This window comes from Mycolicibacterium grossiae (assembly GCF_008329645.1).
In the GTDB taxonomy this organism is placed as follows: Bacteria; Actinomycetota; Actinomycetes; order Mycobacteriales; family Mycobacteriaceae; genus Mycobacterium; species Mycobacterium grossiae.
Genome location: NZ_CP043474.1, coordinates 3,442,880 through 3,463,289, shown reverse-complemented (window position 1 = coordinate 3,463,289; position 20,410 = coordinate 3,442,880). Strand labels below are relative to the sequence as shown.

Sequence of the window (20,410 nt, the reverse complement as noted above, 5' to 3'; positions counted from 1 at the left end):
CCCACCCCGTCCGGCGAATGGCCGTCTCGCCGGGCCACCGGGTCCGGCGCACGACACGCCCCCGACACGCCGACGGCCGCCGACACGTGGTGTCGGCGGCCGTCTGGACGGGTGCCGTCGGTCAGCGACGCAGGCCGAGCCGCTCGATCAGCGAGCGGTAGCGCGCGACGTCGACCTGCGCGACGTACTTGAGCAGCCGGCGACGACGGCCGACGAGCAGCAGCAGACCGCGACGCGAGTGGTGGTCGTGCTTGTGCTGCTTGAGGTGCTCGGTGAGGTCGGAGATGCGCTTGGTCAGCAACGCCACCTGGGCCTCCGGCGAACCCGTGTCGGTGTCGTGCAGGCCGTACTGGCCGAGGATTTCCTTCTTCTGCTCAGTGGTGAGCGCCATGAATCAACTCCATCTGTTTCAGTCCGCGGGATGAGACGGTTCTCGGCGCGGCCGCCGCAGACTGCAGCGCACGCCAGACCGCCGGAGAGTCTAACAGCCGATCAGGACGCGGAGAGAATCGTGCGCGCGCGCTCGGTGTCGCCCGCCATCGCGGTGACCAGGTCGTCGACGGAGTCGAACTTCTCCTGCCCGCGCACCCGCGCCACGAAGTCGACGGCGACGTGCTGGCCGTACAGGTCGGCATCGGTGTCGAGGACGAAGGCCTCCACGGTGCGGGTCCGGCCGGAGAACGTCGGGTTGGTGCCCACCGAGACCGCCGCCTGGTACCGCTCGCCGGGGGTGACGGTGCCCATCACCGGACCGTGCCCGAGCACCGTGAACCACGCGGCGTAGACGCCGTCGGCGGGGATCGCCGAGTGCATCGGCGGGGCGACGTTGGCGGTGGGATAGCCCAACCCGCGGCCGCGGCCGTCACCGCGCACGACGACGCCCTCGACGCGGTGCGGGCGCCCGAGCGCCTCGGTGGCCGCCACCATGTCCCCGGCGTCGACGCACGACCGGATGTAGGTGGACGAGAACGTCACCGACTCATCGCGCTGGTGCTCGGTCACCTCGGCGACGAGCCGCAGGGCCTCGACGGCGAAGCCGAGCCGCTCGCCCGCCTTGCGCAGCATCTCGACGTTGCCGGCGGCCTTCTTGCCGAACGTGAAGTTCTCCCCCACCACCACCTCGACGACGTGCAGCCGCTCCACCAGCAGCTCGTGGATGTAGCGCTCGGGCGTCAGCTTCATGAAGTCCGTGGTGAACGGCATGACGAGGAAGACGTCGACGCCGAGTTCCTCGACCAGTTCCGCGCGTCGGGTCAGCGTCGTCAGTTGCGCCGGGTGGCTGCCCGGGAAGACGACCTCCATGGGATGCGGGTCGAACGTCATCAACACGGTCGGCACCCCGCGCGAACGCCCCGCCTTGACGGCATGGTTGATCAACTCGGCATGTCCACGATGCACCCCGTCGAACACCCCGATGGTGAGGACGCACCTGCCCCAGTCCGTGGGGATCTCGTCCTGACCCCGCCAGCGCTGCACGGGCCAAGCCTACGGCGCGCGGGGACGCCGGGTGTCGCTGGATCCCCCGTCGAGGTGACGAATGCCTAAACTTCTCTTCCGTGAGCCCTGACGCGAACCCCCGCGAGCTGTCGTCGGTGGCTCAGGACTACCTCAAGACGATCTGGACCGCGCAGGAGTGGTCCCACGAGAAGGTCAGCACCAAGATGCTCGCCGAGCGCATTGGGGTCTCGGCGAGCACCGCGAGCGAGTCCATCCGCAAGCTCGCCGATCAGGGCCTGGTCGACCACGAGAAGTACGGCGCCGTCACGCTCACCGACGCCGGCCGGCGCGCCGCGCTGGCCATGGTGCGCCGGCACCGCCTCATGGAGACGTTCCTGGTCAACGAGCTGGGTTACGGCTGGGACGAGGTGCACGACGAGGCGGAGATCCTCGAGCACGCCGTCAGCGACCGGATGCTCGACCGCATCGACGCCAAGCTCGGCTACCCGACCCGCGATCCGCACGGCGACCCCATCCCGGCGGCCGACGGCAAGGTGCCCACGCCGCCCGCGCGGCAGCTGTCGGTGTGCAACGACGGCGATGCGGGCACCGTCGCGCGCATCTCGGACGCCGACCCGGAGATGCTGCGCTACTTCGACAGCGTCGGCATCAGCCTGGACTCGCGGGTGCGCGTCCTGGCGCGGCGCGACTTCGCCGGGATGATCTCGGTGGCCGTCGAGCGTCCCGGGTCCGCCGGCGAGGTGGACGCCACGACCATCGACCTCGGCAGCCCGGCCGCCGAGGCGATCTGGGTGGTGGGCTGAGCCTCCGAGGATCCCCTCCGGGTACGCGGTCGCGGGCCTACGATCCCGCCATGGCGAAAGTCGAGCTGTCCCGCACCCTGGCCCTGTCCCCCGACGAGGCGTGGGCGCACGCGTCGGATCTGTCCTCGATGGGTGACTGGCTGTCGATGCACGACGGTTGGCGCTCGGAACTGCCCGACGAACTGACGGTGGGCACCACCGTGGTCGGTGTCGCCGGCGCGAAGGGCATGCGCAACCGGGTCACGTGGACGATCCGGAAGCTCGACCCGCCGCAGCTCCTCGAGATCACCGGCGACGGCGTCGGCGGGACGAAGTACAAGCTGACGATGAAGGTGACCCCGGCCAAGCAGGGCTGCTCGTTCAGCGTGAAGATCGACCTCGGTGGCGCCCCGCTCTTCGGGCCCATCGGGATGGCGGCGGCCCGCGCGGTCAAGGGCGACATCGAACGCTCCATCAAGACCTTCGAGGAGCTGTACGCCTGACCACGGGCGAACGTCGCCGTGGCACGGGGCTCCTCAGGCAGTGCCGAGTTCGTCGACGAGCGCAGCCAGCTCCGCGAACTCCCACGACGTGCCGTCGTGCGCACGCCACAGGTCATGCGCCCGGTCGAGCGCCTCGCGCGGCGGGACCCCGCGTGCGCACTGCACCGCGGTCATCGCCAAGAGCAGCGCACTCGTCTCGGGCGAGTAGAGGATGTCGCCCTTCACTCCTGCGGTTCTACAGCGTCGCCGGCCGGATGACGACCACCGACTTCGTCCGGGCGCCGTCGTCGCGCAGCAGGGCGATCACCTCGCCCGACGGCGCGGTCGCCGCGTAGGTCCCCGCCAGTCCGGCCGCGGCGAGCGCGCGTCCGTGCCGGGCGGACTCGGCGTCGGCATCGGACAACGGGCGCCGCGGGAACGACGCGAGGCACGCCTCGTCCAGGGTGAGGGCGAGGCGGGGCGCGTCGGCCAGCTGCTCGAGCGTGCGCGCATGGTCGAGGGTGAAGCCGCCGACGCGGGTGCGGCGCAGGGCGGTCAGGTGGCCGCCGACGCCGAGCGCTGCGCCGACGTCGCGCGCCAGGGCGCGCACGTAGGTGCCCGATGAGCAATCCACCTCGACGTCGACGTCGGTGACGTCCGTGACGCCGGTGACGTCCGTCGCTCGCCGCACCGCGACGACGTCGAACCGGTCGATCCGCACGCGCCGCGCAGGCAGGTCGACCGGACGCCCTTCGCGGGCCAGCGCGTAGGCGCGTTGGCCATCGACCTTGATGGCGCTGACCGCCGACGGCACCTGGTCGAGGTCACCGCGCAGCGCTGCCACCGCCGCCTCGATCGCCGTCTCGGTGACGTCGCCGGCGGGAACCGCCTGCAGCAGGTCGCCCTCGGCGTCCTCGGTCGAGGTCGTCTGACCGAGCCGGATGGTGGCGGCATAGGACTTGTCGGTCGCGGTGAGCAGCCCCAGGATCTTGGTGGCGCGTTCGATCCCGACGACCAGCACGCCGGTCGCCATCGGATCGAGTGTGCCGGCGTGGCCTACCTTGCGGGTGCCGAACAGCCGCCGACACCGCCCCACGACGTCGTGGCTCGTCATGCCGCCGGACTTGTCGACGACGACGATCCCCGGCTGCGGTGGAGAACTCACAGCACGATGGCGGTCAGGGTGAGACCGTCGCGGACCGACCACCGCCCGCGCAGCGTCTCCAGCGGTGGTCCGAACTCGGCGGCCGGGTCGATCAGGATCCGCGAGACGAACGACCCGGCACCGGAGCCGGACTCGGCACCGTCGTCCACCGTGAACGCGATGTGTGCGTCCTCGAAACCCAGCCAGCGGTGCGTCAGCGGGAACCACGCCTTGTACGTCGCCTCCTTGGCGCAGAACAGGACCCGGTCCCAGTGCAGGCCGCCGGGCAGCGTGCCGAGTTCGGCGCGCTCGGCGGGCAGGCTGATGGCGTCGAGGACGCCCTTGGGCAGCACGTCGTGCGGCTCGGCATCGATGCCGACCGACCGCACGTCACCGGCCCGGCCGACCACCGCGCCGCGAAAGCCCTCGCAGTGCGTGAGGCTGCCCACGATGCCGTCGGGCCAGCGCGGCTCGCCCTTCTCGCCCTTGAGGATCGGCACCGGGGGCAGGCCCAGTTCGCCGAGCGCCTGCCGTGCGCAGTACCGGGCGGTGACGAACTCGTTGCGGCGCTTGGCCACCGCCCGTGCGATCAGCGGCTCCTCCTCGGGCAGCGGCGACAGCCCCTCCGGATCGGCGTAGACCTCGGCGGCCACCACGACGTCGGGCAGCACGCCGGACAACAGTCGAGCCGCCATCACCGGAACCTCCGATCCTTGATGCGCTGCTCGATGCGTTGGGCGTTCTCCCGCATCTCGGGCGTGATCTGGAAGTGCCCGCCGAACTCGTTGAGGTATCCCGGCGGATACAGCGGGTCGGGCAGGATCTGGCGCAACCACCGATAGGGCTTGCGCCGCCGCCACTCTCGCGGGTAACCCACCGACACCTCCTCGAACCGCACGTCGTCGTACCACGTGGTGCGCGGGATGTGCAGGTGACCGTAGACCGAACACAGTGCGTTGTAGCGGGTGTGCCAGTCGGCCGTCGCGGTCGTGCCGCACCACAGCGCGAACTCGGGGTAGAACATGGCATCGCAGGGGTCGCGCACCAGCGGCCAGTGGTTGACGAGGATCGTCGGCGTCATCCAGTCGAGGTCCTCGAGGCGCTTGCGGGTGGCCGCCACCCGGTCGCGGCTCCACGCGTCGCGGGTGGCATACGGCTCCGACGACAGCAGGAACTCGTCGGTCGCGACCACGTTGCGCTCCCGCGCCACCGCCAGGCCCTCGGCCTTGGTCGCGGTCCCCTCCGGCAGGAAGCTGTAGTCGTACAGCGTGAACATCGGCACGATCGTCGCCGGGCCACCGCCCTCGTTCCACACCGGATAGGGGTGCTCCGGGGTGACGATGCCCATCTCGTCGCACATCGTGACCAGGTAGTCGTACCGGGACCGGCCGAACACCTGCATCGGGTCCTTGGCGGTGGTCCACAGCTCGTGGTTGCCGGGCACCCAGATCACCTTGGCGAAGCGCTTGCGCAGCAGGTCGAGCGACCAGCGGATGTCGTCGGTGCGTTCGGCCACGTCGCCGGCGACGATCAGCCAGTCGTCGGGCGTGGCCGGATACAGCGACTCGGTGACCGGTTTGTTGCCCGTGTGACCGATGTGCAGATCGCTGACGGCCCACAGGGTGGGGTGCCGGTGCTCCCGGGGTGGTTCGAACGAAGCGGACACAACCGACCAGCGTACTTGCGCACCGGCGACCGCCTCACCTGGCAACTAGAACAGGTTCTCGTTTACCGTCCGGCGCGCCGACGCGGACTTGTACACTCCCCGCAATGGCCACCGACCGCGAGGGACGTCACTGACATGCGCATCACCGCCACCCTGCGCCTGCTCGCCGCGGCGTGCGCCTTGGTCACCGCGGTGGTCCTGGTGGTGCAGACCGACCCGCTCTCCGGCCGCCAACAGGGCCCCGTCGAGCTGCGGTCCACCTCGCTGCCGCTGACGGGCGCCTCCTCGAGCATCAAGTGGCCGGTGGTCGAGACCGTCGATCCGAGCCCCTTCGACCCGTGCAAGGAAATCCCGCTCGACGTCATCGACCGCATCGGGCTCGGCTTCACCCCGCCCATCCCCGAGGACGGGCTGCGCTGCCACTACGACGCCGGCAACTACCAGATGGCCGTCGAGGCGTTCGTGTGGCGCACCTACGAGCAGACGCTGCCCGCCGACGCCGTCGAACTCGACATCCAGGGCCACCGCGCCGCCCAGTTCTGGATCATGAAGCCCACCGACTGGAACGACCGCTGGTGGGTCACCTGCATGATCGCCTTCAAGACCAGCTACGGCGTCCTGCAGCAGTCGCTGTTCTACGCGCCGACCTACTCGGCGAACGACGTGGACTGCCTGCAGACCAACCTGCAGCGCGCCAACGAACTGGTGCCCTACTACACGTTCTGAGCATCGCGTTCGACGCACGCGCCGGCGCCCGGCCTGCGTACGCTCGGTGTCCGTGCCTCCCTCCGCCCGCGTGACGCGCGGCCTCGCCCGGCTGCTGAACATCCCCGCCCCGACCGCCGAGGTCACCGTTCGGCGCGGACTGCGCGTCCCGATGCGCGACGGCGTCGATCTCGTCGCCGACCTCTACGCCCCGGCCGCCGGATCCGCGGTGGCGTCCCGGTCGGCGGGCACCGTGCTGGTCCGCGCCCCGTACGGACGCCGCTTCCCGTTCTCCGCGCTGTTCGGCAGCGTGTACGCCGCCCGCGGCTACCACGTGCTGTTCCAGAGCGTCCGGGGCACGTTCGGCTCCGGCGGCGAGTTCGCCCCCATGGTCGACGAGGTGAACGACGGCGCCGACACCGTCGCCTGGCTGCGCGAGCAGCCGTGGTTCACCGGCTCGTTCGCCACCATGGGACTGTCCTACCTCGGCTACACGCAGTGGGCGCTGCTGATGGACCCGCCACCGGAACTGAAGGCCGCGATCATCACCGTCGGGCCGCACGACTTCAGCGCGGCCACCTGGGGCACCGGCGCGTTCACCGTCAACGACTTCCTCGGCTGGAGCAACATGGTGTCCCACCAGGAAGAGCCGGGCCGCCTGGCGATGGTGCGCCGGCAGCTGAGCGCCAACCGGGTGGTGGCCCGCGCCGCCGGCGAAGCGCCGCTGGGCGCCGCGGGGCGCGCCCTGCTCGCGACGGGCGCGCCGTGGTGGGAGTCGTGGATCACCGAGCCCGCCACCAACCCCGAATTCTGGAAGACCGTGAGCCTGGGCGCCGCACTGGACCGCGTCGACGTGCCGGTGCTGCTGTTCGGCGGGTGGCAGGACCTGTTCCTCGAGCAGACCCTCGCCCAGTACGCCCACCTCCGCGACCGGGGCGTCCCCACGGCGTTGACCGTCGGCTCCTGGACGCACGCGCAGGTGATGACCAAGGGTGCTCCGACGGTGCTGCGCGAGTCGCTGCACTGGCTCGACGAGCATCTGCGCAACCGGCCGGCACCGCCACGCGCCCGGGTCCGCGCGCACGTGCACCAGAGCGGCTGGGTGGACCTCCCCGACTGGCCCCCGGCCGCCACCGACCACGTGCTGTATCCCGCTCCGGCACATGGACTCTCGTCCGAATCGCCGGGCGACGGCACGTCGTCGTTCACCTTCGACCCCTCGGACCCCACCCCGACCGTCGGGGGTCGACTGCTGTCCCCGCAGGGCGGTTACCGCGACGACGGCCGGCTCGCCCTGCGCGGCGACGTCGCCGAGTTCACCGGCGCACCCCTGAGCGAGGACCTCTACGTGCTCGGCACGCCCGCGGTCGAGCTGACGCACTCCTGCGACAACCCGCACAACGACCTGTTCGTCCGGGTCAGCGAGGTGGACGCCACGGGGCGCTCGCGCAACGTCAGCGACGGGTTCCGCAGGCTTCCCACCGACGTCGCGACGTCCGGGGCCGTCCGGCTGGACCTCGACGCCGTCGCGCACCGCTTCCGCGCCGGATCGCGGATTCGGCTGCTGGTCGCGGGCGGCTCGCATCCGCGCTTCGCACGCAACCTCGGCACCGGTGAACCCACCGCGACGGGGACCCGGATGGCACCGGCCACGCACACCATCCACCACGGAGACGGCTCGAAACTCGTTCTGCCAGTGGTCGATTCGTCAGGCGACTGACGCCCGCACCCGGGCCGCGACGTCGGCCAGCGCCGCATCGTCGTGGACGGGGTCGCCCCACCGGGGACGCAGCGGCAACTCGACCCAGCTGGTGCAGCCGGCGTACGCGTCGGTCCGCACCAGCGTCTCGACGGCGAGCACTGGACGCACCGCCACCACCAGCACCGTCAGGCGGTGGCGGGGCCGGAAGTCGAGCCGGTCGGCGCGCACCGACGCCGACGTCCAGATGTGCGTGTCGGCGATCGCGTCGAGGCCGTCGGGCCGGTCGACGGGTACCGCCGCGACCACCCGCGCGCCGGCCCGGATCGTCACGGCGGTCTGTGTGCTGTCGGGCGCGGACGCCGCCAGCAGGTCGCGGTGCTCGGGACGCACGCGTTCGGCGTGGCCGTGGGCGACGGTCGGGAAGAAGACGAACTCCGTGGCGTCGACCTCGAAGCGCTTCTCGCCGATGCCGCCCTTGCGGAGCAGGACCGTCTGGCGGCCGTCGAGCATCGCGTGCACGGCCGCACTCCACTCCTTGAGCGCGGGCGTCCCCATTCAGGCGCCGGCGGCCTTCGCCGCGATGCGCGCGCGCACCTCGGGACGGCGCAACGGCGGCACCGTCTTGGGTGGCTGTCTGCGCGGCGGCAGTGCGGACAGCAGCCGCATCGTGCTTGCGGTGACCTCGGCGACCGCCGCCTCGAACGCCTCGGCGTTCGCCGCGGTGGGCCGCGTGACGCCGCTGACCTTGCGGACGTACTGACGCGCGGCGGCCTCGATCTCCTCGTCGGACGCCGCGGGCTCCAGCCCGCGCAGCTCGGTGATGTTCCGGCACATGGGTCAACCATAGGTGCCGACGGGCGGCGCCGCGGCGGGCTCGCGACAGCCGGTGACTACGGTGATGCGATGGCCGACTCCTCCGTCCTGCTGATCGAGACCACCGACCGCGTCCGCACCCTGACGCTGAACCGACCGCAGGCGCGCAACGCCCTGTCCTCCGAGCTGCGTAGCCGCTTCTACGCCGCGCTGCGCGAGGCCGAGGCCGACGACGAGGTCGACGTCGTCATCCTCACCGGTGCCGACCCGGTCTTCTGTGCGGGCCTCGACCTCAAGGAGCTGGGTGACACCACCGAGCTTCCCGACATCTCGCCCAAGTGGCCGTCGATGCGCACGCCCGTCATCGGCGCCATCAACGGCGCCGCGGTCACCGGCGGCCTGGAGCTGGCGCTGTACTGCGACATCCTGATCGCCTCCGATCGCGCCCGGTTCGCCGACACTCACGCCCGCGTCGGCCTGCTCCCGACGTGGGGGCTCTCGGTGCGCCTGCCGCAGAAGGTGGGCGTCGGCCTCGCCCGGCGGATGAGCCTCACCGGTGACTACCTCTCGGCGCAGGATGCACTACGCGCCGGTCTAGTCACCGAGGTGGTACCGCACGACGAGCTGCCTGCCGCCGCCCGCGCGGTCGCCGCGTCGATCGTCGGCAACAACCAGCGCGCCGTGCGGGCCCTGCTGGAGTCCTATCACCGCATCGACGAGCAGCAGACCGGCGCTGCGCTGTGGATCGAGGCGCAGTCCGCCACGCAGTGGATGCGGGAGACCAGCGGTGACGACGTCGCCGAGAGCCGTTCGGCCGTACTGGAACGCGGCCGCGCGCAGGTGCGCTGAGGGTCGGTCAGGCGGTCAGGACGTCCCGGCCACCAGCCACCGGCCGGACAGCGCACGCCAGCCGACGAAGATCAGCCGGAGCACCATGAAGGTGGTGAGGCCCGACCAGATGCCGGCCAGGCCCCAGCCGAACGCCAAGGAGAGCCAGATCAACGGCAGGAAGCCGACCAACGCGCTGGCGAGGGTGGCGTTGCGCATGAACCGGGCGTCCCCGGCACCCAGCAGCACCCCGTCGAGCGCGAAGACGATGCCCGCGACGGGGAGCTGCGCCACCAGGAACCACCACGGCACGCCGATCGCGTCGAGCACCGAGCGGTCACTGGTGAACAGCGTCGGCAGGACTGCGGCGCCCGCGGCGATCGCGCCGGCGAGCGCCGCGGCCGCCGCGGTCGAGAACACGGTGACGCGCCGGGCCACGGACTTGGCGTGGTCGAGTTGGCTCGCGCCGAGCGCCGCGCCGACCAGCGACTGCGCGGCGATGGCCAACGAATCCAGCACCAGCGCAAGGAAACTCCACAGCTGCAGCACCACCTGGTGGGCCGCGACGGCGGCGGCGCCGAATCGGGCGGCGACCGCGGCGGCCGATACGAAGCACGCCTGGAACGCCAGCGTCCGCACCAGCAGGTCACGGCCCATGACCACCTGCGCGCGCAGGATGCGCACGTCGAGGCGCAGCGGCACGCGCTCGGCGAGCAGTGCCCGGCAGAACAGCAGCGCGGCCAGCCACTGACCGGCGAGGTTGGCGACCGCCGAGCCCGCCAGCTCGAGCCGCGGCAGCCCCAGCCAGCCGTACACCAGCACCGGGCACAGCACCGCCGACACCGCGAAGCCCAGCACGACGTAGCGCAGCGGCCGGACGGTGTCCTGCACGCCGCGCATCCAGCCGTTGCCGGCCAGCGAGATGAGGATGGCCGGCGCGCCGACGACGGCGATCCGCAGCCACGGCAGCGCCTCGGCCGCGATGTCGCCACCATCGGCGATCACCGCCAGCACCGGCACCGCCGCGGCTTGCACGACCGCGACGATCAGCAGCCCGAGCATGACGGCGAGCCACGTCGCCTGCACGCCCTCGGTGACGGCCGCGCCGCGGTCACCGGCGCCGAAGAACCGCGCCGATCGCGCCGTCGTCCCGTAGGACAGGAACGTCAGCTGCGACGCCACCAGCGATAAAATCAACCCGCCGATCGCCAGACCGGCGAGGGCCAACGCACCGAGCCGGCCCACCACGGCGAGGTCGAACAGCAGATACAGCGGCTCGGCCGCGAGCACGCCCAGCGCGGGGAACGCGAGACCCGCGATCCGCCGGCCGGTGGCAGGGGGCGACGCGTCAGCCAAGCGCCGCTTCCAGCGCCTTCACCACGTCGTCGGCGGGGCCGGTCGCGGAGAAGCCCGCGGCCAGCCGGTGGCCGCCGCCACCGAATCCGCTCGCGACCGCGGCGAGGTCGACGGCCGACTTGGAGCGCATCGACACCGACCACTGCTGCGGCTCGATCTCCTTGAGCACCGCAGCCACCTCCGCTTGGGAGGTGGTGCGCACGATGTCGACGATGCTCTCCACCTCCTCCGGGCGGGCGTTGGCCCACTCCTGATGCGGCACCACGGCGTAGACGAAGCCGAGTCCGCCGACCGCGGCCGGCACCAGGCATGCCGTCGCCAGCACCCGCGACAGCATCGGCAGCCACGCGAAGGGATGCGTGTCGAGCAGCGTCCGGCTGATGGAGGCGTTGTCGACGCCCAGCTCGACCAGTCGGGCCGCCAGCCGATGCGCACGCGCCGTCGCCCAGCGGAACGATCCGGTGTCGGTGGTGAGCCCGGCGTAGAGGCAGTGCGCCACCGGCACGTCGATGTCCTGGGACCAGGCGTCCAGCAGATCGGCCACCAGCATCGTGGTCGAATCGGCCGACGGATCCACGTAATTGGCGGTGCCGAACAATTGGTTGGACGCGTGATGGTCGATCACCAGCACCTCGCGGCCCGGCTGCACCAACCCGGCCAGCGTGCCCAGCCGGTTGACGCTGGGGATGTCCACCGTGACCACCAGGTCGGGGTCGCGGTGCACCTCGTCGGGCGTCACCAGCAGGTGACCGCCCGGCAGCGACTGTAGCGACTCGGGCAGCTCGGCCGGTTCGGCGAAGCTCACCTGCACCGACTTGCCCGACCGTTCCAGCACCAGCGCCACCGCCAGTCCGGCGCCGATCGTGTCGGCGTCGGGAAAGACGTGACAGACGACGGCGACGCGGGACGCCCGCGCGAGCAGCGCGGCCGCCCCGTGGGCGTCGACGCGGCCGTCGAGCGCCTCAGTCGTCGGATCGATCGCGGTCACCGGTGTCCTCGGAGTCGAAGTCGTCGAATCCGCCGTCCGAGCCCGCACGTGGCCGTTCGTCGGATTCCTCTCCCCCGGTCACACGGTACGGGTCCGCCTCGCCGGCGGGCGTCGCTCCCTGACGAATGCGTGCCACGTCGGCGTCCGCCGCCCGCGCCCGCGCCAGCAGCTCCTCCATCCGGTGCGCCGCATCCGGCACGGTATCGCGCTGGAACGCCAGCGTCGGCGTGAACCGGACGCCGGTCGCGGCGCCGACCTTGGTGCGCAGCACGCCCTTGGCCTTCTCCAGCGCCGCAGCCGCCCCGACGTAGTCGGGTTCGTCGTCCAGCGTCCGACCCAGCACCGTGTAGTACAGCGTGGCGTCGTGCAGGTCGTTGGTCACCTTCGCGTCGGTGATGGTGACCCCGGCCAAGCGCGGGTCCTTGATCTCGTACTCGATCGCCGAGGCGACCACCGTCGAGATCCGCTTGGCGAGCCGTTTGGCCCGTGCGGGATCAGCCATCGCCTTCGCTCCTGTCCTTCGCGGAGGCGACCATCGCTACGTGCGGGCCTTCTCGACCAGCTCGTACGCCTCGATCACGTCGCCTTCCTTGATGTCGTTGTAGCTCAACGTGAGACCGCACTCGTATCCGTCGCGCACCTCGGTGACGTCGTCCTTCTCCCGTCGCAACGACTGGATGGTGACGGTCTCCGCGACGACGATGTTGTCGCGCAGCAGGCGGGCCTTCGCGTTGCGCCGCATGATGCCCGACGTGACGAGGCAACCCGCGATGTTGCCGACCTTCGACGACCGGAACATCGCACGGATCTCGGCACGGCCGAGTTCGCGCTCCTCGTAGACCGGCTTGAGCATGCCCTTCAGCGCGCTCTCGATCTCGTCGATTGCCTGGTAGATCACCGAGTAGTAGCGGATCTCGACGCCCTCGCGGTTGGCCAGTTCGGTGGCCTTGCCCTCCGCGCGGACGTTGAAGCCGATGATGATCGCGTCCGAGGCCGACGCCAGGTTGACGTTGGTCTCGGTGACGCCGCCGACACCGCGGTCGATGACGCGCAGTTCCACCTCGTCGTCGATCTCGATGCCGAGCAGGGCCTCCTCGAGGGCCTCGACCGTACCGGCGTTGTCGCCCTTGAGGATCAGGTTCAGCTGGCTGGTTTCCTTCAGCGCCGAATCCAGGTCCTCCAGGCTGATCCGCTTGCGGCTGCGCGCGGCCAGCGCGTTGCGCTTGCGCGCGCTGCGCCGGTCGGCGATCTGGCGGGCGATGCGGTCCTCGTCGACGACCAGCAGGTTGTCACCCGCGCCCGGTACCGACGTGAAGCCGACCACCTGCACCGGCCGCGACGGGGTCGCCTCCTCGACGTCCTCGCCGTGCTCGTCGACCATGCGACGGACGCGGCCGTAGGCGTCGCCGGCGACGATTGAGTCGCCGACCCGCAGGGTGCCGCGCTGGATGAGCACGGTCGCCACGGGACCGCGGCCACGGTCGAGGTGCGCCTCGATCGCGACGCCCTGGGCCTCCATGTCGGGGTTCGCCCGCAGGTCCAGTGCCGCGTCGGCGGTCAGCACGACCGCCTCGAGCAGCGCCTCGATGTTGGTGCCCTGCTTGGCCGAGATGTCGACGAACATGGTGTCGCCACCGAAGTCCTCCGCCACCAGGCCGTACTCGGTGAGCTGACCGCGGATCTTGGCCGGGTCGGCGCCCTCCTTGTCGATCTTGTTGACCGCCACCACGATCGGCACGTCCGCCGCCTGTGCGTGGTTGATCGCCTCCACCGTCTGCGGCATGACGCCGTCGTCGGCGGCGACCACCAGGATCGCGATGTCGGTGGCCTTCGCACCGCGGGCACGCATGGCGGTGAACGCCTCGTGACCCGGGGTGTCGATGAAGGTGATCAGGCGCTCGTCGCCGTCGAGGCCGACCTCGACCTGGTAGGCGCCGATGTGCTGGGTGATGCCGCCGGCCTCGCCCTCGCGGACGTTGGCCTGGCGGATCGTGTCCAGCAGTCGCGTCTTGCCGTGGTCGACGTGACCCATGACGGTGACGACCGGCGGGCGGACCTGCAGGTCCGATTCGTCGCCCTCGTCCTCGCCGTAGGTGAGGTCGAAGGACTCGAGCAGCTCGCGGTCCTCGTCCTCCGGGGACACGACCTGCACGACGTAGTTCATCTCGTTGCCGAGCAGTTCCAGCGTCGAATCGTCCACCGACTGCGTCGCGGTGACCATTTCGCCCAGGTTAAACAGCGCCTGCACCAGCGAGGCCGGGTTGGCGTTGATCTTGTCGGCGAAGTCGCTCAGCGACGCGCCGCGGGCCAGCCGGATGGTCTCGCCGTTGCCGTGCGGCAACCGCACGCCACCGACGACCGGCGCCTGCATGCTCTCGTATTCGGCCCTCTTCGCGCGCTTCGACTTGCGACCGCGCCGAGGCGCGCCGCCGGGACGACCGAACGCACCGGCGGCACCGCCGCGCTGGCCGGGACGGCCACCGCCGCCGCCGGGACGACCGCGGAAGCCACCGCCCGCGGGCGCACCCGCGCCACCACCGGCACCGCCACCGCGGTAGTTGCCACCACCGCCGCCGCCACCGGGACCACCGGGACGACCGCCGCCGCCACCGGGACGACCGCCGGGACCGGGGCGCGGCCCACCGGGCCGGCCCATCGCACCGGGACGGGCGCCGGGCGGACGCGGCGGCATGTTGCCGGGCGTGACGCCGGGACGGGGTCCGCCGCCGGGGCGCGGTGCCCCGGGACGCGGACCGCCCGGGCCGGGCGCGGGACGCGGCGCCGGCCGCTCGACCGGCTGCTGCGAGGAGAACGGGTTGTTGCCGACGCGGGGGGTTCGCGCGGCGGGCTTGGGCGCGCTCGGCACGGGACCGGGTCGCGGACCGGGCGTCGGTCCGGCCGGGCGCGGTGCGTCACCGGCGGGCGGTGCGGACGGGGCCGATGGCGCCGCGGCTGCCGGACTGACCGGAGCAGCGGGAGCCGGGGGCGCCTGCGGTGCCGGCGCCGCCGGGCGCGGGGCGCCGGGCTTGGGGCCGCCGGTGACCTGAGCGCTCGCCGCGGGGGCGGCAGGCGCGGGCGACGGTGCGGGACCGGGACGCGGGCCGCCGGGCTTGGGGGCCGCCGACGGCGCCGACGATCCGTTGCCGGACGACGGCGCGGGCTTGGCGGACTTGCCGGCCCCGAAGGACTCGCGCAGACGGCGCGCGACGGGGGCTTCGACGGTGGACGACGCCGACTTGACGAATTCGCCCTGCTCGCTCAGTCGAGCGAGGACTTGCTTGCTGGTGACACCGAGTTCCTTGGCCAACTCGTGTACGCGGGCCTTACCTGCCACTACATCTCCTGTCTGGAGGCACAGCGGTGGTGGGCCGCGCCTCGGGTTTAGCTATGACGCATGGTCATCGGGACTTCACGGTGTGCTCATGTTCTTCGCTACCTGTTCTGTTGCCGTGGTTGATCGCAGTCCTCGCGTCTGGCGACGAAGTACTGGACCACCGCGGAGGTGTCCGGCGGACCGGTGATGCGCAGCGCCCGAGTGAAGGCTCGCCGCTTGAGCGCCGCGTCCAGGCACTGCTGGTCGAGGTGCAGCCACGCACCCCGCCCCGGCAGATTACCCGCCGAGTCAACGGTTACGGCGCACGCACCGTTCCCGTCCTCCTCGGCGACCACGCGAAGCAGGTCGACGGCCAACTCTCGCCTCCGGCACCCGACACACGTGCGCACCGGGCCCGAGGGCCGATCGGTACGTGCGGGCGTCGCGGCTGGAGGCTCGCGCTGGATCACGGTTCAGTCTAGCCACACCGTTACCGCTGGCGAAAACGCGTGTCGTCTCACCCGTCGCGACGGGCACCGCCTGCGGCTCTGGGCGCCGACGGGGCGTCCGCGGAGTCGGCGTCGCTGCGGATGTCGATGCGCCACCCGGTGAGGCGGGCCGCAAGCCGCGCGTTCTGCCCCTCCTTGCCGATCGCGAGCGACAGCTGGAAGTCCGGCACGATCACGCGGGCGGCGCGGGCCGCCTCGTCGATCACCGTCACCGAGACCACCTTGGCCGGGGACAGCGCGTTGGCCACGAAGCGCGCCGGGTCGTCGTCGTAGTCGATGATGTCGATCTTCTCGCCGGACAGCTCGCTCATGACGTTGCGCACCCGCTGCCCCATGGGGCCGATGCAGGCGCCCTTGGCGTTGAGCCCCGGCATGCGCGACGCCACGGCGATCTTCGAGCGGTGCCCGGCCTCGCGGGCAACCGCGACGATGTCGACCGACCCGTCGGCGATCTCGGGGACCTCCAGGGAGAACAGCTTGCGGACCAGGTTCGGATGTGTACGGGACAGTTCGATGCGCGGCTCGCGGACGCCGCGCGTCACGCCGATGACGTAGCAGCGCAGCCGGTCGCCGTGCCCGTACTGCTCGCCGGGCACCTGCTCGGCGGGCCGGATCATGCCCTCGGACCCCTTGGCCTCGGTGCCCAGCCGCACCACGATGTTGCCGCGGGCGTTCTCCCGGGCGTCGCGCTGCACCACGCCCGCGACGATGTCGCCCTCGCGTGCAGAGAACTCGCCGTAGATGCGTTCGTTCTCGGCGTCGCGGAAGCGTTGCAGCATCACCTGGCGCGCCGTCGTGGCCGCGACGCGGCCGAAGCCCTCCGGGGTGTCGTCCCACTCCTGGATGAGCGTGCCCTCGGCGTCGGTCTCGCGGGCCATCACCTTGACCGCGCCGGTCTTGCGGTCGATGTCGATGCGGGCGTCGGCCTCGTGCCCCTCGGTGTGCTTGTAGGCGGTGAGCAGCGCCGTCTTGATGGTCTCGAGCAACTCGTCCACCGCGATGCCGCGGTCGACCTCGATCGCATGCAGTGCAGCCATGTCGATGTTCATCCGCTTGACTCCTCTCCCTTGACGCCCGCCAGTTCCAGCTCCCGCCGGTTGGCCGGTGAGAACTCGACCTGGACGACGGCCGAGGTGATCTCCGCCAGCGCCAGCTGCCGGACCGTGTACTTCCCCCGACCGCCCTCGCTGACGACGAGATCGACCGCACCGTCGGACAGCGCTCCGAGCCGGCCCTGCAGCCGCGCACCGTCGGCCAGGACCACGTCGGCCCGGCGGCCCTGGGCACGGCGGAAGTGGCGCGGCACGGTGAGCGGCCGGTCGACGCCGCGCGAGGTGACCTCGAGGACGTAGGGCGCATAGCCGCCCACCGCGTCGTCCTGGCGGTCGAGCACCTCGGAGGCGACGCGGGACAGTTCCGCGAGCGCATCGAGGTCGAGGTCGCCGTCGTGGTCGTCGTCGGGATCGGCGATGACGACGACGCGCGGCGGCCGCGACGTGGCCTGCACGGTGACGTCCTCGATCACGTAGCCCCCACGCGCGAACTCGCCCTCGAGCAGTTCCGTCACCTCGGGCGGCGACGGCAGGCGTGCGGACCGCAGCGGGACGTCCGATGCCACGGCGAGCTCCTCGTCTTGAGTTGTACGGTCGACGCCCCTGGTGGGGGCGCCGGGATCGAGTGTCAACGATACGCCAGTGCTCGACGCCCCAATCCGGAACGCCAGAGCCCCTCGTCGGCCGGGAACGCCGACCCGGGATGGCAGGATGTCGATGTGCCGAGCGCCTCCCTCCACGTCAGCAGGCGGCACGTCCTGTTCGGCGCCGCGGCCCTCGCCCTGCTGGGCAGCGCCTCGACCGCCTGCGCCGCGAAGACGCCCCCGCCGGACGTCAGCGCCCTGACCGACCAGCTCGAACGGGCCCGTGCCGACAGCCTGCTCGCCACCGGCGCGGCCGCGACGGCCCGCCCGCCCGTGGCCGGCGCCCTGACCGCGATCGCCGGCCAGCGCACCGCCCACGCCGACGCGTTGGCCGACGAGATCACCCGCGTGACCGGTCAGTCCCCCAGCACCGCGCCGACGACCTCGACGACCACTTCGACCGGGTCCTCGACCTCGGCCGCCTCCGCCCCGCCCGCACCCACCGAGGATGCGGCGCGTTTGGCGCTGCAGCAGTCCGCCGATGCCGCCGCCACCGCGGCGGCCGGGCAGACCGGGTACGCCGCCGGCCTGCTCGGTTCGATCGCCGCGGCCTGCACCGCCGCCGCCACCGTCGCCCTGGTGGGCTCGTGACGTCGCCCGACCCCACCGGCACGACCCGCCCCGGGCCGTCCCCCGCACCGGGCTCGTCGACGGCGCCGACGACCACGGCGAACGATCCGACGCCGTCGATCACCACGCCGTCGATCACCAGCACGGCCACCACGACCCCCGACCCGAACCGGCCCGCCGACGGGCCGGACGCGGCGCTGTTCGACGCCGTGGCCACCGAGCACGGCGTCATCTACGGCTACGGCCTGGTGTCCGCGCACTCCACGCCGGACGTCAACGACCTGGTGTCGGCGGCCCTGCGGACCCACCGCGCGCAGCGCGAGGAGGGCATCGCCCTCCTCGAGGCACGCAACGCGACGCCACCGCTGCCCGCGGTCGGCTACCAGATCCCGATCGACGTCGACGATCCCACCGCCGCGGCGACGCTGGCGGTGCGGATGGAGGAGGACGGCGCGGTCGCCTGGCGGGCAGTCCTGGAGCAGGCGACGACGTCGGAGGACCGTGCCGTCGCCGTCGCCGCGCTGACGCAGGCCGCCGTGACCGCGGCGAAGTGGCGCGCGGTGCTCGGCGTCACCCCGGTCACGGTCGCGTTCCCGGGCGGCAGCGAGTAGCTCGGCGTCAGCCGCGCAGGTTGGCGGCGATCTCGGCGGCGGTGGTGGCGATGTCGTCGGAGACGGCGATCTCCCGGTTCTCACCGGTGAACCGGTTGCGCAGCTCCACCACGCCACTGCCCCACCCGCGGCCGACCACGACGATCCACGGAACGCCGAGCAGCTCGGCGTCCTTGAACTTCACGCCGGGCGAGGACTTGCGGTCGTCGAGCAGCACCTCGAGGCCCAGGCCGTCGAGCGCACGGGCGAGTTCCGTTGCGCCGCTGCGGGCGTCGTCGTCCTTGTTGGCGATCACGACGTGCGCGTCGAACGGCGACACCGCGGCGGGCCAGCGCAGCCCGAGGTCGTCGTGCTGCTGCTCGGCGATCACCGCGACCAGCCGGGACACCCCGATGCCGTAGGACCCCATCGTCAGGCGCACCGGCTTGCCGTCCTCGCCGAGGACGTCGACGGTGAATGCGTCGGTGTACTTGCGGCCCAACTGGAAGATGTGACCGATCTCGATGCCGCGGGCGCTGACCAATGGACCGGCACCGTCCGGCGACGGATCGCCGTCGCGGACCTCGGCCGCCTCGATCGTCCCGTCGCCGTGGAAGTCGCGTCCGGCGACGAGGTCGACGACGTGCTGGTTCGGCGCGTCCGCGCCGGTGATCCAGGCCGTGCCGTCGACGATCCGCGGGTCCAGCAGATAGCGAATGCCGTTGTCGCGCAGCGCCTTCGGCCCGACGTACCCCTTGACCAGGAACGGGTTGGCGGCGAAGTCGGCGTCGTCGAGCAGGGCGTACTCGGCGGGCTCCAGGGCGGCGCCGAGCCGCTTCTCGTCGACCTCGCGGTCACCGGGCACGCCGACGGCCAGCAGTTCCCACTCCCCGCCCGGCTGACGCACCTTGAGCAACACGTTCTTCAACGTGTCGGCGGCGGTGACGGTGCGGCCCGCGAAGCTCGGCAGGTCCGCGGAGTTGGCCCAGTCGACCAGGGTGGCGATGGTCGGCGCGTCCGGGGTCTCGTGGACCACCGCGTCGGGGAGGCCGTCGATCGGCTGCGACTCCGGGACCCGGGTCAGCACCGCCTCCACGTTCGCGGCGTACCCCGACTGCAGACAGCGCACGAAGGTGTCCTCACCGATCTCGCTCTCGGCCAGGAACTCCTCGCTCGCGCTGCCGCCCATCGCGCCCGACACCGCCGAGACGATGACGTAGTCGATGCCGAGCCGGGCGAAGATGCGTTGATACGCCTCGCGGTGCGCGTGATAGGCGTCCTTGAGGCCGCCCTCGTCGACGTCGAAGGAGTAGGAGTCCTTCATCACGAACTCGCGGCCGCGCAGGATGCCCGCGCGGGGTCGCGCCTCGTCGCGGTACTTGGTCTGGATCTGGTAGAGCCGCAGCGGGAAGTCCTTGTAGGACGAGTACTCCCCCTTGACCGTCAGCGCGAACAGCTCCTCGTGGGTGGGCCCGAGCAGATAGTCGTTGCCGCGGCGGTCCTTGAGCCGGAACAGGCCGTCGCCGTATTCGGTCCACCGGTTCGTCGCCTCGTACGGCGCGCGCGGCAGCAGCGCCGGGAACAGGATCTCCTGCCCGCCGATCGCGTTCATCTCCTCCCGGATGACGTTCTCGATCTTGCGGAACACCCGCAGACCCAGCGGCAGCCAGCTGTACAGGCCCGGGCCGATCGGCCGCACGTAGCCCGCGCGGATGAGCAGCTTGTGGCTGGGCACCTCCGCGTCGGCGGGATCGTCGCGCAGCGTGCGCAGGAACAGCTCGGACATGCGGGTGATCACAGGCGATTAC

23 protein-coding genes are annotated in these 20,410 nt (G+C 71.8%); 7 read left to right on the top strand and 16 right to left on the bottom strand.

The features are described from left to right. Positions 1-121 precede the first annotated feature (121 nt). Together rpsO and FZ046_RS16665 are read right to left on the bottom strand one after the other, a co-directional pair. Entirely contained in the window at positions 122-391 is a 270-nt protein-coding gene (rpsO, locus tag FZ046_RS16670) for a 30S ribosomal protein S15 (protein WP_011894874.1), read from the bottom strand. 101 nt (positions 392-492) lie between these two features. Continuing rightward, the gene (locus FZ046_RS16665) at positions 493-1,476 is read right to left on the bottom strand and encodes a bifunctional riboflavin kinase/FAD synthetase (RefSeq protein ID WP_070353290.1); all 984 of its coding nucleotides are present in this window, start codon (positions 1,474-1,476) and stop codon (positions 493-495) included. An 80-nt stretch (positions 1,477-1,556) separates the two neighbouring features. On the opposite strand from FZ046_RS16665, the gene mntR reads away from it, so the two are divergent. Together mntR and FZ046_RS16655 are read left to right on the top strand one after the other, a co-directional pair. Next, positions 1,557-2,261: a manganese-binding transcriptional regulator MntR gene (gene mntR / locus FZ046_RS16660; RefSeq protein ID WP_070353291.1), complete on the top strand. Its 705-nt coding sequence runs from the start codon at positions 1,557-1,559 to the stop codon at positions 2,259-2,261. 50 nt (positions 2,262-2,311) lie between these two features. Then, entirely contained in the window at positions 2,312-2,743 is a 432-nt protein-coding gene (locus FZ046_RS16655; RefSeq protein ID WP_070353292.1) for a type II toxin-antitoxin system Rv0910 family toxin, read from the top strand. Between the two features lie 33 nt (positions 2,744-2,776). Here FZ046_RS16655 and FZ046_RS16650 read toward each other — a convergent pair whose 3' ends face one another. The 4 genes from FZ046_RS16650 to FZ046_RS16635 are packed head-to-tail and all read right to left on the bottom strand — an operon-like array spanning position 2,777 to position 5,532. Beyond that, positions 2,777-2,968, bottom strand: coding sequence for a hypothetical protein (locus FZ046_RS16650; protein WP_070353293.1), 192 nt, complete (start codon positions 2,966-2,968; stop codon positions 2,777-2,779). Between the two features lie 10 nt (positions 2,969-2,978). After that, complete coding sequence (gene truB, locus FZ046_RS16645) at positions 2,979-3,836, bottom strand: tRNA pseudouridine(55) synthase TruB (RefSeq protein ID WP_246183056.1); 858 nt, start codon at positions 3,834-3,836, stop codon at positions 2,979-2,981. Positions 3,837-3,883: 47 nt separating this feature from the next. Further along, positions 3,884-4,561, bottom strand: coding sequence for a 4'-phosphopantetheinyl transferase PptT (gene pptT, locus FZ046_RS16640; protein WP_070353295.1), 678 nt, complete (start codon positions 4,559-4,561; stop codon positions 3,884-3,886). After that, positions 4,561-5,532: an ACP phosphodiesterase PptH gene (locus tag FZ046_RS16635; protein WP_070353296.1), complete on the bottom strand. Its 972-nt coding sequence runs from the start codon at positions 5,530-5,532 to the stop codon at positions 4,561-4,563. Before FZ046_RS16635 ends, pptT begins: the two co-directional genes overlap by 1 nt. Positions 5,533-5,673: 141 nt before the next feature. On the opposite strand from FZ046_RS16635, the gene FZ046_RS16630 reads away from it, so the two are divergent. After that, entirely contained in the window at positions 5,674-6,258 is a 585-nt protein-coding gene (locus tag FZ046_RS16630) for a DUF3558 domain-containing protein (RefSeq protein WP_070353317.1), read from the top strand. A 52-nt stretch (positions 6,259-6,310) separates the two neighbouring features. Further along, a complete protein-coding gene (locus FZ046_RS16625; RefSeq protein ID WP_070353318.1) occupies positions 6,311-7,957 on the top strand; it encodes a CocE/NonD family hydrolase in 1,647 nt (548 codons plus the stop codon). Here FZ046_RS16625 and FZ046_RS16620 read toward each other — a convergent pair. Beyond that, complete coding sequence (locus tag FZ046_RS16620) at positions 7,946-8,494, bottom strand: DUF1802 family protein (RefSeq protein WP_070353297.1); 549 nt, start codon at positions 8,492-8,494, stop codon at positions 7,946-7,948. The genes FZ046_RS16625 and FZ046_RS16620 overlap by 12 nt on opposite strands. Beyond that, entirely contained in the window at positions 8,495-8,773 is a 279-nt protein-coding gene (locus FZ046_RS16615) for a DUF2277 domain-containing protein (RefSeq protein ID WP_070353298.1), read from the bottom strand. A 69-nt stretch (positions 8,774-8,842) separates the two neighbouring features. Here FZ046_RS16615 and FZ046_RS16610 point away from each other — a divergent pair, with 69 nt between their 5' ends. Beyond that, positions 8,843-9,601: an enoyl-CoA hydratase gene (locus FZ046_RS16610; RefSeq protein WP_070353299.1), complete on the top strand. Its 759-nt coding sequence runs from the start codon at positions 8,843-8,845 to the stop codon at positions 9,599-9,601. A 15-nt stretch (positions 9,602-9,616) separates the two neighbouring features. Here the strand turns inward: FZ046_RS16610 and FZ046_RS16605 are convergent, their stop codons facing one another. The 7 genes from FZ046_RS16605 to rimP all read right to left on the bottom strand — a co-directional run bounded on the left by FZ046_RS16605 (position 9,617) and on the right by rimP (position 17,364). Further along, positions 9,617-10,936: an MATE family efflux transporter gene (locus FZ046_RS16605; RefSeq protein WP_070353300.1), complete on the bottom strand. Its 1,320-nt coding sequence runs from the start codon at positions 10,934-10,936 to the stop codon at positions 9,617-9,619. Beyond that, the gene (locus tag FZ046_RS16600) at positions 10,929-11,924 is read right to left on the bottom strand and encodes a DHH family phosphoesterase (RefSeq protein ID WP_070353301.1); all 996 of its coding nucleotides are present in this window, start codon (positions 11,922-11,924) and stop codon (positions 10,929-10,931) included. The genes FZ046_RS16605 and FZ046_RS16600 overlap by 8 nt, the downstream gene beginning before the upstream one ends. Then, positions 11,899-12,426, bottom strand: a complete 528-nt coding sequence (rbfA, locus tag FZ046_RS16595) for a 30S ribosome-binding factor RbfA (RefSeq protein ID WP_070353302.1) — start codon at positions 12,424-12,426, stop codon at positions 11,899-11,901. The genes FZ046_RS16600 and rbfA overlap by 26 nt, the downstream gene beginning before the upstream one ends. A 36-nt stretch (positions 12,427-12,462) precedes the next feature. Next, positions 12,463-15,258 carry a translation initiation factor IF-2 gene (infB, locus tag FZ046_RS16590; protein WP_149484275.1) on the bottom strand — a complete coding sequence of 932 codons (2,796 nt, stop codon included), beginning with the start codon at positions 15,256-15,258 and terminating at the stop codon, positions 12,463-12,465. A gap of 98 nt (positions 15,259-15,356) precedes the next feature. Then, the gene (locus FZ046_RS16585) at positions 15,357-15,614 is read right to left on the bottom strand and encodes a YlxR family protein (RefSeq protein WP_246182801.1); all 258 of its coding nucleotides are present in this window, start codon (positions 15,612-15,614) and stop codon (positions 15,357-15,359) included. 140 nt (positions 15,615-15,754) lie between these two features. Beyond that, positions 15,755-16,795, bottom strand: a complete 1,041-nt coding sequence (nusA, locus tag FZ046_RS16580; protein ID WP_070351721.1) for a transcription termination factor NusA — start codon at positions 16,793-16,795, stop codon at positions 15,755-15,757. Further along, the gene (gene rimP / locus FZ046_RS16575; protein WP_070351720.1) at positions 16,792-17,364 is read right to left on the bottom strand and encodes a ribosome maturation factor RimP; all 573 of its coding nucleotides are present in this window, start codon (positions 17,362-17,364) and stop codon (positions 16,792-16,794) included. Before rimP ends, nusA begins: the two co-directional genes overlap by 4 nt. Positions 17,365-17,517: 153 nt before the next feature. On the opposite strand from rimP, the gene FZ046_RS27950 reads away from it, so the two are divergent. Next, a complete protein-coding gene (locus tag FZ046_RS27950; protein WP_070351719.1) occupies positions 17,518-18,033 on the top strand; it encodes a hypothetical protein in 516 nt (171 codons plus the stop codon). A gap of 113 nt (positions 18,034-18,146) precedes the next feature. After that, the gene (locus FZ046_RS27945) at positions 18,147-18,623 is read left to right on the top strand and encodes a ferritin-like domain-containing protein (protein WP_070351739.1); all 477 of its coding nucleotides are present in this window, start codon (positions 18,147-18,149) and stop codon (positions 18,621-18,623) included. Between the two features lie 7 nt (positions 18,624-18,630). Here the strand turns inward: FZ046_RS27945 and FZ046_RS16560 are convergent, their stop codons facing one another. Then, entirely contained in the window at positions 18,631-20,400 is a 1,770-nt protein-coding gene (locus FZ046_RS16560; RefSeq protein WP_070351718.1) for a proline--tRNA ligase, read from the bottom strand. Positions 20,401-20,410: the final 10 nt, after the last annotated feature.